Source organism: Thermosulfurimonas sp. F29, from assembly GCF_019688735.1.
Classification (GTDB): Bacteria; Desulfobacterota; Thermodesulfobacteria; order Thermodesulfobacteriales; family Thermodesulfobacteriaceae; genus Thermosulfurimonas_A.
The window spans coordinates 240,981-253,882 of sequence record NZ_JAIFYA010000003.1 but is presented as its reverse complement, the minus strand read 5'-3'; the positions used below and the strand labels follow the sequence as shown (position 1 = coordinate 253,882).

Annotated in this window: 14 protein-coding genes; all 14 read right to left on the bottom strand. The window is 62.3% G+C overall.

Features of this window, described 5'->3' with window-relative positions; translation table 11 throughout:
* The 14 genes from rlmB to K3767_RS09565 all read right to left on the bottom strand — a co-directional run bounded on the left by rlmB (nt 1) and on the right by K3767_RS09565 (nt 12,888).
* Complete coding sequence (gene rlmB, locus K3767_RS09630) at nt 1–747, bottom strand: 23S rRNA (guanosine(2251)-2'-O)-methyltransferase RlmB (protein ID WP_221173368.1); 747 nt, start codon at nt 745–747, stop codon at nt 1–3.
* Complete coding sequence (gene gmk / locus K3767_RS09625) at nt 744–1,328, bottom strand: guanylate kinase (RefSeq protein ID WP_221173367.1); 585 nt, start codon at nt 1,326–1,328, stop codon at nt 744–746. The genes rlmB and gmk overlap by 4 nt, the downstream gene beginning before the upstream one ends.
* A 3-nt stretch (nt 1,329–1,331) precedes the next feature.
* Complete coding sequence (locus K3767_RS09620) at nt 1,332–1,667, bottom strand: DUF370 domain-containing protein (protein ID WP_221173366.1); 336 nt, start codon at nt 1,665–1,667, stop codon at nt 1,332–1,334.
* Between the two features lie 37 nt (nt 1,668–1,704).
* Nucleotides 1,705–2,466 carry a CDP-diacylglycerol--serine O-phosphatidyltransferase gene (gene pssA / locus K3767_RS09615; protein ID WP_255592384.1) on the bottom strand — a complete coding sequence of 254 codons (762 nt, stop codon included), beginning with the start codon at nt 2,464–2,466 and terminating at the stop codon, nt 1,705–1,707.
* The gene (locus tag K3767_RS09610; protein ID WP_221173365.1) at nt 2,463–3,110 is read right to left on the bottom strand and encodes a phosphatidylserine decarboxylase; all 648 of its coding nucleotides are present in this window, start codon (nt 3,108–3,110) and stop codon (nt 2,463–2,465) included. Before K3767_RS09610 ends, pssA begins: the two co-directional genes overlap by 4 nt.
* A complete protein-coding gene (locus K3767_RS09605; RefSeq protein ID WP_221173364.1) occupies nt 3,091–3,618 on the bottom strand; it encodes a putative metalloprotease CJM1_0395 family protein in 528 nt (175 codons plus the stop codon). The genes K3767_RS09610 and K3767_RS09605 overlap by 20 nt, the downstream gene beginning before the upstream one ends.
* Before the next feature lies 1 nt (nt 3,619).
* Nucleotides 3,620–5,503, bottom strand: coding sequence for an ASKHA domain-containing protein (locus K3767_RS09600; RefSeq protein WP_221173363.1), 1,884 nt, complete (start codon nt 5,501–5,503; stop codon nt 3,620–3,622).
* Complete coding sequence (gene mnmA, locus K3767_RS09595) at nt 5,475–6,524, bottom strand: tRNA 2-thiouridine(34) synthase MnmA (protein ID WP_221173362.1); 1,050 nt, start codon at nt 6,522–6,524, stop codon at nt 5,475–5,477. Before mnmA ends, K3767_RS09600 begins: the two co-directional genes overlap by 29 nt.
* Entirely contained in the window at nt 6,521–6,943 is a 423-nt protein-coding gene (locus K3767_RS09590; protein WP_221173361.1) for an NIL domain-containing protein, read from the bottom strand. Before K3767_RS09590 ends, mnmA begins: the two co-directional genes overlap by 4 nt.
* Nucleotides 6,936–8,681 carry a YcaO-like family protein gene (locus K3767_RS09585; RefSeq protein WP_221173360.1) on the bottom strand — a complete coding sequence of 582 codons (1,746 nt, stop codon included), beginning with the start codon at nt 8,679–8,681 and terminating at the stop codon, nt 6,936–6,938. The genes K3767_RS09590 and K3767_RS09585 overlap by 8 nt, the downstream gene beginning before the upstream one ends.
* A 94-nt stretch (nt 8,682–8,775) precedes the next feature.
* Nucleotides 8,776–9,720, bottom strand: a complete 945-nt coding sequence (gene miaA / locus K3767_RS09580; protein ID WP_221173359.1) for a tRNA (adenosine(37)-N6)-dimethylallyltransferase MiaA — start codon at nt 9,718–9,720, stop codon at nt 8,776–8,778.
* Complete coding sequence (gene mutL / locus K3767_RS09575) at nt 9,686–11,356, bottom strand: DNA mismatch repair endonuclease MutL (protein ID WP_221173358.1); 1,671 nt, start codon at nt 11,354–11,356, stop codon at nt 9,686–9,688. Before mutL ends, miaA begins: the two co-directional genes overlap by 35 nt.
* Nucleotides 11,357–11,358: 2 nt before the next feature.
* Nucleotides 11,359–12,387, bottom strand: a complete 1,029-nt coding sequence (locus tag K3767_RS09570; RefSeq protein ID WP_221173357.1) for a PIN/TRAM domain-containing protein — start codon at nt 12,385–12,387, stop codon at nt 11,359–11,361.
* 12 nt (nt 12,388–12,399) lie between these two features.
* Nucleotides 12,400–12,888 carry a CarD family transcriptional regulator gene (locus tag K3767_RS09565; protein ID WP_221173356.1) on the bottom strand — a complete coding sequence of 163 codons (489 nt, stop codon included), beginning with the start codon at nt 12,886–12,888 and terminating at the stop codon, nt 12,400–12,402.
* Nucleotides 12,889–12,902: the final 14 nt, after the last annotated feature.

The window sequence follows — 12,902 nt, the reverse complement described above, 5'->3', positions numbered from 1 at the left end:
TTAACGAGTATCTTTAAGAACTCGCTGTCTCAGTACCTCGTAAAGGGCCACGGCCCCGGCCACCGCAGCGTTAAGGGACCCGATTTTCCCCCGCATGGGTATGCGGATAAGTTCGTCACACTCCCGGCGCACCCCCTCGCGTAATCCCCGACCCTCGCTTCCCACCACCAGCCCCACCGGTCCGGTGAGGTCCACCTCCGGTATCTCCCGTTCGGCGTCCGCGGAAAGACCGTACACCGCAAGCCCCGCCTCCCGGAGACGCCGGATGGCCTGCCGGAGGTTCACCACCCGCACCACCGGAAGGTGAAACACCGCTCCGGCGGAGGCCTTGATCACGGTGGGGGTTACCCCCGCGGCCCGGTGTTTGGGAATAACCACCCCGTGAGCCCCGAACACCTCCGCGCTGCGGATGAGGGAGCCCACATTCTGCGGATCGGTCAGCTCGTCCAGGAAGACCACCAGCGGGGCCGGGGAACGGGTCAACCTCTCCTCGAGCTCGTCCAGGGAGGCGTAGGCGAATTCCCTGAGATAGGCCACTACTCCCTGAGTGCGGGCCTCTGCCGGAACCTTGGGAGGATGGAAATCACGGACCACCCTCACCGGGATCTCCAGGGACCGGGCCAGTTCCAGAACGCGAAAGCGACGCCCTCTCAGCCCCGCCGCGGCCAGCCATATCTCTTCCACCTTGTCGGGCTGACTTTTGAGGAGTTCAAGGACCGGGTTAAGGCCCCAGACCACCCGGCTCATGAGAGGGCCCGTGCGGGCCGACACCTTTCGGCCCGGATGATGGCCGCGAGATCCTCGAAGGCCCGTTCCACCTCGTCGTTAATCACCACATAGTCGAACCAGGGGGCAAATCGAATCTCCTCCCGGGCCCGGGCCAGGCGCCGCCTTAGGGTCTCCTCGTCCTCCGTGCCGCGCCGCCTGAGGCGTCTTTCCAGTTCCTCAAGACTGGGCGGCAGGATGAACACGAAAACGGCCCGGGCCCCCAGGCGTCCACGCACCTGCGAGGCCCCCTGCACATCTATGTCGAGAAGCAGATCCTCCTCCCCGGAAAGGGCCCTCTCCACCTCGGAAAAACTGGTCCCGTAAAGGTTCCCGTGCACCTCCGCCCACTCCAGAAAGGCCCCCTCCCGGATCATTTCCCGGAATTCCTCCCGGGAGACGAAGTAATAGTCCCTCCCGTGCACCTCACCCGGCCGCGGGGGACGGGTGGTGTGAGAAACCGAAAACCGGAAGGGGAACCTCTCCAGAAGAAGACGACATAAAGTCGTCTTACCCGCTCCCGAAGGGGCGGAGACCACCAGCAAAAGCCCCCTCTTTCCCATGACTTAGCCGGATTTCTTGCGCCGCCTTGATGAAGCCTTTTCCTCCTCGGAAACGGTCTGGGCCTCGGCGCACTCCTCGTGCATCTTGAGGAGGTCCGAGGTGAGCCTCTGGGCAATGGTCTCCGCCTGAATGGCCGAAAGGATCACATGATTGGAATCCGTAATGATGATGGAACGGGTCCTCCGCCCCTGCGTGGCGTCGATGAGTCGCTTGGATTCCTTGGCCTCCTCCCGAAGCCTCTTCATGGGCGCCGAATTGGGATTCACGATGGCAATCACCCTTTCGGCCACCACCGAGTTACCAAAACCGATGTTGAGCAAACGGCACTTACAACTCATTTCCTCTTCCTCCCTTGGTCAAGTTTGCGCTTTCTTTTTAATCCTCATTTTTACGGATGTCAAACCGGGGCTCGGCCTCCGAAGACCTTCTCCATCCCGGGGAAAGAAGGCGGACAAGGCGCAGAGCCAGGATTTTCAGGGGAGGCCAGGAGGCGTACAGGGCAAAGACTATAAAAAGGGTGATACGGGGTTCCGCGGCCACCACCGCAAAGGCCAGGATGAGGGCCGGAAGTAAGTAGGTGAGCTGACTCTCCCTGAAGCGAAGGACCTTGAAACTGGGGTAGGGCAACGGAGAAATCATGAGAAAGGAGACCAGATAGATCATGAGGACCAGGGCCACATGCTTGACCGGGAAGACCGCTCCCACCTGGTTGAGAAAGATGACCGTGGCGGCCACCAATCCCGCCGCGGCCGGACTGGGAAGACCCTTGAAGTAGGCCTTGACTCCGGGCTCTTCCACATTGAAGCGGGCCAGCCGCAGGGCCGTACAGGCCACATAGATGAAGGCGGCAAGCCATCCGTATCTCCCGTAAGGTTTCAGGGCGAACTCGTAGGCCAGAAGCCCCGGGGCCACCCCGAAGGAGACCATGTCGCAGAGGGAGTCGTATTCCATGCCGAAGCGGGTGGCCGAGGAGGTGAGCCGGGCCAGGCGTCCGTCCAGAACATCGCAGATCATGGCCACGAAGATGGCCCACGAGGCCACGGTGATCTTTCCCGAAAGGGCCGAGACCAGGGCGAAAAACCCGGCAAAGAGGTTCCCGGTGGTGAAGATGTGCGGAAGAAGCGCGATCTTCCTCAAGGGTTCCTCCAGGGGATCAGGGCCAGGGGGGTTTCCCCGGCCCGCACCCGGTGTCCCTCCCTCACCAGGATTCGGGCCCCTTCGGCCGGGAAAAAGACCTCCACCCGGGACCCGAACTTGATGATCCCCACCCGATCCCCCACCAGCACCTCGTCCCCGGGGCGCACATAGCTCACCGTGCGTCGGGCCAGCAGCCCGGCCACCTGCACCATGAGCACCGGCACCCCGTCGTCCCGCTCAAACCAGTAAAAGCGTTTCTCGTTGCGACGAAAGGCCTCCTCCCGCTGAGCGGGGAGCTTCTCCCCTCGGGCCTCGGCCACCTTGAGCACCCGTCCGGAAACCGGGGCCCGGTTGACATGCACATCAAAGATCCGCATGAAGATTCCCACCCGAAAAACCGGCCCCTCGAAATCCTCGTGTTCCGTTAAATAGCGGACCGTAACCACCACCCCGTCGGCGGGAGAGACGAGGGCCTCGCGATCCAGCACCGGTTCCCGGTGAGGATCGCGGAAGAACCAGCTCACCGCCCCGGAAAGCCCTCCGGCGACGAGGGCCATCCGGGGGCGCCGCAGCAGGACCGAAAGTCCCGCAAGCCCCGCCAGGGGAAGAAGAAAGGGAAAAGCCTCAGGAGCGATTTTCCTCACCCTTAACCTCCATCCTTTCGCGGGCCAGTTCGAGACGGGCCTGCATGGCCATCATCTGTGCCCTCATGGCCACCCTTATGTCCTGAGGCGAGGGATCCAGGGGAGCGAGGGCGGCCCGCACGATCTTTTCCGCCTTGCGCAGGGTGGCCTCCGGGTCCCCCGGCACCGGGGAGGTGTCTATGGTCACATCTCCTCCCACCGCGTAGAGTTTTCCGTCCGGCCCCCGTCGGTAAACATAATGGGGGCCGCTTCTGACGATGTCCCCTCCGGCCACGAGGTGAGCCCGCTCGTGGGCCCGAACCATCTGATCGATGCGCCGCAGACGGGCTATCTCCATGAGAACGCGCCAGTCTTCCTCCCGGTCGGAAACCGCGGGATTCTTCTGCCGGAAGGTTCCCCCCTCCGTCCCGCGAGAAACCTCCGCCGGCTCGTCCGGTCGGGTGCCCCTACCGCCGGAAGACGGGTAAAAATTTCCGACCACCCGAACCTCGGCCGGGCCCACCCGCACCCTACTCCTCCAGCTTCTCCTTGACCGAAGGAAAGAATTCTATGTTCGTGTGCGGCAGAAACAGCGCCGACATGTAGTAATCCATGTATCCGGGATGAGCGGAGAGCTCGAAGTGGGTCATCATCCGCGCCACCTCCACCGCCTTTTCCCGATACTTTCGGGAAAGGGCCATGAGCCGCGCCCCCAGTAAACTGCTGTTACCCGCAAAGAAAAATCTATCCCGAGGAAGATCCGGAAGCAAGCCGATGGTGATGGCCTGTTCCAGGTCGAGATAACTTCCGAAGTTTCCCGCCAGAATGACCCGCTCCACCGCTTCCACCGAAAGTCCCACCGACTCAAGCAGGGTCTGATAGCCCGCAAACATGGCTCCCTTGGCCCGGATCAGATTGTCGATGTCGGCCTCCGTGAAAACGATGTCCTCCCCGGTGGCGGACTCCTCCGCCCACACCACCACATACTCCCACCCGTCCCGGCCCTCCCGGAGTCGGGGATGATCCAGATCCCGGCGATACTTTCCGGATCGATCCACGAGACCGGTGAGAAAGAGGTTGGCGAGAAGGGCGATGATCCCCGAACCGCAGATTCCCTTGGCTCGCTTACCTCCTATGGTGAGGATCATGGGCTCAAGGGTATGAGGATTTATGTGCACGGCCTCGATGGCCCCGGAGGTGGCCCGCATTCCGTGGCGGATCCCTCCACCCTCGAACGCCGGCCCCGCCGAACAGGCCGCGCAGGCCAGAAAGTCTCGATTACCCACCACGATCTCCCCGTTGGTCCCGATGTCGATGAAAAGCGTGAGGGGTTCCTCCTCGAAAAATCCGGTGGCCACCACCCCGGCCACGATGTCGCCCCCTACATAACTGGCCACCGAGGGGGCGAATTCCGCCATGGCCCCCTCGGCGACGGGAAGACCGAGCTCCCGCGCCGGAACCGGAGGATAAAAGGCCGCCACCGGCACATAAGGACTCTCCCGGAGGAAACGCGGTTCAAGTCCCAGAAAGAGATGGGTCATCACCGTGTTGCCGGCCAGCGAAACGAGGTCGAGGTCTTCCGGAGCCACTCCGGCCTTCTCGCACAGTTCCCTGATGAGTCCGCCCACCCGATCTCGCACCTTTTCGGAAAGAAGAGCCAGACCCTTTTCCCGCCGGGCGAATTCGATGCGGCTTATTACATCCTCGCCGTAACTGATCTGCGGATTGTAATCCGAGGTCTCCGCCAGCACCCGTCCCTCGCGAAGGTCCACCAGTTCCGCGCACAGGGTGGTGGTGCCTATGTCCACAGCGGCGGCAAGTCCCCGGCCGGATCGATCTCCCGGCCAGACCTGCCTTATCACCGGGAGGTTTCTTTCAGGGTGGTCGTAGAGACCCACCGTGACCCGGAAGTTCTCCTCCCGCAGCACATGGGGAAGGGAGCGGAGAAGATTCCATTCCGCCTCCGGCTCCGTCCCCGTCCTTTCCCGGAGGGCCCTTTTCAGCCGGCGGAGGTCGGGGAGGTTGTCGGAGAGGTCCGGGGGCGGAAGCTCGAGGAAGACGCGCCGGAAGGCCGGCTCCGGGGAGACGGCTCGCAGTTCGGCGGCGGCCAGCCAGGCGGTGGCCCGGCGCTTGGGAGCCCGCAGGAGGGCGCGCCGATCCAGATGGCTCTCCACCGGCACCCGCACCACGAGATCGGTATCCGGGACGAGGGTGCAGGCCTTGTAGCCCCCGTCCGGAAGTTCCTCTCCGCGTGCGCGTCCTTCCTCCAAAAACACCCGGCACTTATTGCACACCCCCGCCCCTCCGCACGAGGCGTTGATGTGCACCCCGACCCGCATGGCCGCATGAAGGACATTTTCCCCCTCCTCGGCCTCTACCTCCACCTCAAACGGAAGAAACCTGATCCTGGCCATCGTCCTCCTCCGGAAGGATCTCTCCCCCACCAAGCACCAGATCCCCCCGGTAAAAGACCGCAAACTGCCCGGGCGTCACGGCCTTCTGGGGTCTTTCCCATATTACCCGGTAAAGGCCGTCCGCCAAGGGTTGCACTTCCGCCGGGGCCTCCCGGTGACGGTAGCGGATCCGCACCTCCGCCCGAAAGGGCCTTCCCGGATCCAGGGGATAGATGAAGTTCACCCCGCCCACGAGAAAACTCCGGCAGAAAAGATCCTTCTTTTCCCCCACGACGACCCGGTTTCTCCGGGCATCCAGCCTCACCACATAGTAGGGACGCCCCAGCCTCAGCCCGAGCCCCCGTCTCTGTCCCACGGTGTAGGCATAAAGCCCCCGATGGCGCCCCACTACCCTACCGTCCACGGTCACTATGTCCCCGGGGGGGAAGTCCAGGTCCGCGAAAAGTTCCCTGTAATCCCCCCGAATGAAACAGACCTCCTGGCTCTCCGGAGCCGTGAGGTTGAAAAGACCGATGCGGACGGCCTCGCGGACGACCTCCTCCTTGAGGAGCTTCCCCAGGGGAAAGACCACCCTGGAGAGGGCCTCCTGGGAGAGCTGATGTAAAAAATAGCTCTGGTCCTTGCGGGGATCCCGCCCCTTTAGAAGAAGATAGCGCTTAAGGTTCGCGTCGTAGACCACCCGGGCGTAATGACCGGTGGCCAGTCTTTCGGCACCCAGTTCCCGGGCCTTCGCCAGCAGCAGCCCGAACTTGATTTCTCTATTGCAGATCACGCAGGGATTGGGGGTTAGCCCCCGGGCGTAGGCCTCCCGGAAGTAACGGATAACCCTTTCCCGGAACTCCCGGCGCAGATCCACCACCCGAAGGGGGAGCCCCAGGAACTCGGCTATGCGGAGGGGTCTTTCCGGATCAGAGGCTTCCGGCACGAAGAGGCCGTGAAGGAGGAAGACCTTTTGGGTCCGGGAGAGGGCCCAGGCCGCAAAGGCACTGTCCACCCCCCCGGAGATGGCCACCGCGATCATAGGGCTTCGCGTTCAAGTCGCACCTCCATGGCCCGCACCACGCAGGCGGTGACGCACATGCCGCACGCGCTGCAACGGTCGGGATCGAAGACCACCTCCATAGTTTCACGGTTGACCGAAAGGGCTCCCGTGGGACAGACCGCCGTACAGGAGCCGCAGTGGATACAGAGGTCCTCCCGGCGCCGGATCTCCTGCCCGATGGGCCTGACCTCCACCCCCAGCCCGCGCAGGTACTCGAGCCCCTGCGACACCTTTTTGGGGTGCCCGGAAAGCTCCATCACCATGATGCCTTCCTTTCCGGGGAGGATGGTGGCCTTCAGAATGTTGAAGGAGAGGTCGAAATCCTTGACCAGACGCCAGACGATGGGCTGATCCACCACCTCGGCCGGAAACCGTAAAACCAGACCTCTTTTATACATGGGAGCCCTCCTCTCTCGTACGGCTCTCACACCACTCTAACCCCTCCCGGGCCATTTTCAAAGTGGGATCCAGAGAAAGGGCCATTTCGAAAAACCGTCGGGCCTCGGAGGGAGCCCCCAGCTCCCGCAGGCAATAACCCGCGTTGGCGTAATCCACCGCGGAAGAGGGTTCCAGTTCCACCGCCCGCAGAAAAGCGGCCAGAGCATCCGTATAATCCCTGAGTTTGAAACAGGCCCGTCCCAGGAGATTCCAGAGTTCGGGGATGTCCGTAATCGCCAGTCCCTCCTCCGCGGCCTTTCGAGCCTCGGCGTAGCGCTCAAGGCGCAGGTTCACCTCAGCGAGATGAGCCATCAGGGCCGGCCGATCCGCGGGATCCGGCCCGCAGGAAAGAGCCTTCTCCAGGGCCCGAAGGGCCTCCTGCGCGTTCCCCTCCTCGGCAAGAAGCTTCCCGTAGTATCCCCAGAGATAGTATCGATCCCTTACCTCCTCCAGCAGAGTCCGGATGATGGGAAGGGCCTTGTTCCCCGGAAGATACAGGGCCACGGTACGAACCAGATGATAAAGAGGTGAAATGCGGGTCCGTTCCCGGAAAAGGGCCCCGGGGATTATCGCGTAAACCGCGGGAAGATTCAGGTCGGGATGACCGATATCCACCATGAAGAGCCGATATCCCCTCTCGCGAAGCTCCCGGGCCAGGGTTTCCAACTCCACGGTGTGATCCGAGGCGAAGATGTTGGGAAGATCCGAAAGATCCAGCTCCCCGGACTTATCGGTCACATAGGAGGCTTCCTCCAGGTCCGCAAATTTGGGGAGGGCACTTTCCAGGTATCGTCCGTCGGTGTCAAAGTCACCGGCCAGCTGGGCTATCTCCGTAAGGGTCCGAATGAGAGCCCTTTCGGGACTGGTTCCCGTCCCCGAGGCGTAAACGATCTCGCTCCGCTCGGGGAAGGTGGAGGGATCCATGGCCATGGCGGCTACGGTGGGCACCGGCATACCGTAGGTCATGTCCCGAATCCAGAGCCGAATCCCCAGTCGCTCGAAACACCGGCACAGGCGATCCCCCTCCCCGGAGATGGATTCCCGGCGGATTTCCGGCATGGGGGCCCGCAGACGATGGGAAAGAGCGGAGACATGCCTCTCAATAAGCTCACAGGTGGCCTGAACCGCGGCTTCGGCGTAGGTGTTTCCGGCGGCTGAACCGTTGTATTCGTAAAGGATCCAGAACCAGTAAAAGGGAATCTGCACCGGACGGCGTTCAGCCACATCCAGGGCCGGAACCATGTGGAAAGGCACCTCCGGAAGGACCCTCCTCAGGAGATCGTGCACCCGGCTGTCCTTTTCCGGATCGTCCACGGACTCGAGGAGTTCCTCCACCGAAAGAGTTCCTTCCCCGAGTTCCGCCAGAGTGGAAAGCCGCTCACGAGCCCGTCCCTTTACGAAGGAAAAAAGAGAGAAACGCTCCACCAGTTCCATGAGGGCACTAGCCCGGGAAAGCTCGTCCGTGGCCCCCTTGCCCATCTGCTTGTAATTTCCGGTGGTCTTCTGTCCATCCAGGTCGTAAATGCTTATGTACACGGGAATCCCCAATCGCCCCTTGTCAATGCGACGCAGTTCCCGGAAGACCCGTAGCCCGCTGCGGCGAAAGGCCTCCTCCACCTCGACGATGGTCTCCTCGGGAGTCTTCGTTTTGTCCGCCACCTTCTTGGGAGAGGGAGCGAATAACTTCCTTTCTTCCATCCTCATCACCTCTATGGGGAAATTTAGAGTGGTAAATACAATGGATTTTCTATTTTTTCAACCTTGCGTCTAAAAATTACAATTATCTGGAAATTCAAACCTCCAATAGAAATCTCTCCACCTCCGCGAAAATCCCTTCCCGTTCGGTGGGGAGGAACCATTTTACCTCGGGATCGGCCCTAAACCAGGTGAGCTGGCGTTTAGCGTAGCGACGGGTGTCCCTTTTCATGAGCCGCACGGCCTCCTCCAGGGAGACCTCCCCTTTAAGGTAGGCGATCATGTGGCGGTAGCCTATGGATTGGAGGGGCTTGAGCTCCGGGGAGAATCCCCTTTCAAGAAGGGCTTTCACCTCCTCGAGGAGGCCGGCCTCGAGCATGCGATCCACCCGTTCGTTCAGCCGGCGATAGAGCTCGTCCCGGGGAAGGTGAAGCCCGATCTTGAGGGCCTTATAGCGACGCTCGCGGAAGGCGTGGGTCCGCACCATTTCGGAAAAGGTCTTTCCGGTGGCCAGACACACCTCAAGGGCCCTCAGCACCCGCACCCGATCGTGGGGATGGATACGCCGGGCGGCCTCGGGGTCCCGCCGTCTGAGTTCCTGATAAAGAACGGAAAGCCCTTCCCGTTTTAGCCTTTCCCTCAGGGTCCGCCGGAGCTCCTCCGGAACCTCCACCGGGAAAAGCCCGTGCAACAGGGCCCGCAGGTAAAGACCCGTCCCCCCCACCAGGATGGGGACTTTTCCCCGGGCGACTATTTCGGCGATGACGCAATCGGCTCTTTCCACGAAGGCCGCGGCGTTGAAGGGTTCGTCCGGCTCCAGGATGTCGATTAGATGATGCGGCACCCGGGCCCGTTCCTCTGGGGTGGGCTTGGCCGTTCCGATATCGAGGTACCGGTAAACCTGGACGGAATCGAAGTTTACGATCTCTCCGCCGAAGCGCTCGGCCAGTTCTATTCCCAGAGCGGTTTTGCCCACCCCGGTGGGCCCCACCACCGCCAGGATCTTTTTAGACCTTGCGTCCGAGGCGTCTTTCCAGCTCATGCCAGCTCACCAGCCAGAAAAGGGGACGGCCGTGGGGGCAGCGTTCGAGGCCTTTTTCCCGGACCTTCCGGAGAAGCTCCTCGGCTTCCCGGGGCTCCGGGCGTTCTCCGGCCTTCCGGGCCAGCCGACAGGCCAGCCGGGCCGCGAACTTATCCCGGAAACTCTCGGGGGAGATCCCCTCCTCGAGCAGGCCCCGCAATTCCTCGGCCGCGGGAAAACCGCCCCCCCGGGGAACCGCCTCCACCACAATCTCCCGGGGACCCGCCTCGCGCACCCGAAAGCCCGCCTTCTCCAGGGCCTCCCCGAGAAGGGCGAGCCTCTCGCGGGCTTCCTCGGAAAGCTCGAACACCGCCGGGAAGAGAAGTTCCTCGGCCTCTCCCCCCCGATCACGCCATTCCTCGAAAAGGAGACGCTCGTGGGCGGCGTGAAAGTCCAGAAAAAGCACCCCCTCTTCCACCTCGAAGAGGGCGTAAGTGTCCCTAAGGAGTCCCAGAAAGCGGAATCCTTCCTTACGGGAAACGGGTTCCCGGAAGGGAAGGGTATCCTCCCCCACCTTGAGAGAGCGCTTTTCTTCACCGGCCCGGGCGGAGAAGATTTTAGGAGAGGGGCTGAGGGGGAGGTCGTCTCCGGAGGAGGGGGGAGAAGGGGTCCTTACGGTGCGGGAAAGGAACCTTTCCGCGGCGCTGCGCACGAAGGAAAACACCTCCCCCTCATCCCGGAAGCGAACCTCGGCCTTGGCGGGATGCACATTAACATCTACCAGGTGGGGGGGCACATAAAGGGCCAGCGCCCCTGCGGGAAAACGCCCCCCGGGAAAGGCGGCCCGCACCCCTTCGAGCAGGGCCGCGATCAGAGATCGGTCCCTCACCACTCGATCGTTAACCAGCACGAAGAGATATCGGGAGGTGGAGAAGGCCCTCTCCGGCGGGGTAAGGATCAGCTCCAGACGATAGGCTCCCCTTTCGTAAACGCGCTCGAGGAGGTCCTCCTCGGGGACCCGGAGAAGGCGCGAAAGGAGGCCCCGGCGGGTCCCTCCGGGCCACCTGAAGGTCTCGCGGCCATCGTGTCGGAACCGATAGCGCACCTCCGGACGCCCCAGGGCGAGCAACCGGAAACTCTCCAGGGCCCGGCCGGCTTCGGCCCTGGGGCTCTTGAGAAAGGCCTTCCGGGCGGGATAATCCCGAAAGAGGGCCTCCACGGTCACGGTGGTTCCCGGGGAGGAAGCGGCGGGGCGGAAGGCTTCCTCCCGACCGAAGGCCACCCGCAGGAGGTAGCCCTCGCCGGCCTGACGGGGACGGGAAAGGATGGTCAACCTGGAGACCCGGGCAATGCTGTAAAGGGCCTCCCCCCGGAACCCGTAGGTCACCACCCGGAGGAGATCCTCGGGACCGGCGATCTTGCTGGTGGCGTGCGAGCGCCAGCAAAGTCTGAGATCCTCCGGTTCCATCCCCTCGCCGTCGTCGGATACCCGTATGAGACGGAGCCCTCCCTCCTCAAGCTCCACCTCCACCCGCGAGGCCCCGGCGTCCAGGGCGTTTTCCACCAGTTCCTTAACCACCGAGGCCGGGCGTTCCACCACCTCCCCGGCGGCGATCTTGGAATGGACTTCCTCGGGAAGCAGCCGGATGCGGGGCACCTTCAGGCCGCCTGAGCCACGCTCCGGGGTTTACCGAACACGATGCGTCCGGCCGGGGTCTGGAGCACACTGGTCACCACCACTTCGACCTCCTTTCCGATGAGCCGGCGTCCTCCCTCCACCACCACCATGGTTCCGTCGGGTAGATACCCCACGCCCTGATCCCGCTCCTTGCCCTCCTTTATGACCTCGATCTTGAGTTCCTCCCCCGGGGTAACCACCGGACGCAGGGCCAGGGCCAGCTCGTTGACATTGAGCACCTCTACTCCCTTGAGCCTGGCTACCTTGTTGAGGTTGTAGTCGGTGGTGATGAGCTTGGCTCCGAGGTCGCGGGAGAGCCTCACCAGCTTGGCGTCGATGTCCCGAATACGGGGATAGTCCTGATCCACGAAGCGCACCTCTACCCGACCGGACTCCCGAATCCGGTTCAGAGCATCGAGCCCCCGGCGGCCCCTCTCCCGACGGGAGTGATCGCGGCTGTCGGCCACATGCTGAAGCTCGCGGAGCACGAAGTTGGGAATGATGAGTGGCCCCTCAAGCCAGCCGGTCTCACAGATGTCGGCCAGGCGTCCGTCGATGATGGCGCTGGTGTCCACCACCTTGGGACATTCTTTACGGGGAAATTTTTTGGAAACATAGGAGAGGGGATGAAATAGTCCCTCGGGGAGACGGATTTCCGAAAAACGGCGCCCTCCCACCACCAGCCCCAGGTATCCCAGAGCCAGGGCCAGCATGGAATACACGAAAGCCGCCCAGACCCCCTGCCCCAGAGGAGCAAAGAGGGAGGAGAGTAATCGGGCCAGGGCCAGTCCCAGAAGGAGTCCCACCGCTCCTCCCACGATCTGAAGCAGGGGCAGACGGCGGATGAGTCTTTCCGCAAAAAGCACGAGAAGCCCCACCCCCGCCCCTCCGGCAAGCCCCGCCCAGGGGGAAAGAGGGTGACCACCACGGGGGGGAAAGTAACGAACCACCCCGAAACCGAGAAGGGCCGCCGTACCTACTAGAAGAAAAGGAATCAGGTAGCGTCTCAAAAGTCTCTCTCCTTAGGGTGCCTGAGCCAGCGCCTCCCGAATCTTCCTCTCCACCTCGTCCTCTTCGAGATTTTCGGCCAGGGCCAGCTCCTTTACCAGAAGACATCGGGCCGTATCGAAGAGTTTGCGCTCTCCGTAGGAAAGGGGTTTCTGTCGGCTTACCAGATGAAGATCCCGGTACACCTCCGCCACCTCGAAGATGGAACCGCTTTTGAGTTTTTCCATGTATTCCCGATAGCGCCGATTCCAGGTCTGATGATTAAAGGAAAGCTCTTTGGTGCCGAGGATTTCGTAAACCCGGGCCGCTTCCTCCTTGGAAATAAGACTGCGAAGTCCGACCCTCTGGGCGTTGTCCTTGGGGACCAGAACGGTCATGTTAGTCTCGAGAATACGCATCACATAAAAGGTTTTTTCCTCCCCCCCTATGACCTTATTTTCCACGGCCTCAATGACCCCCACGCCGTGCGCAGGATAAACCGCCATATCTCCTATATTGAACATCTCCCCTACCCCCT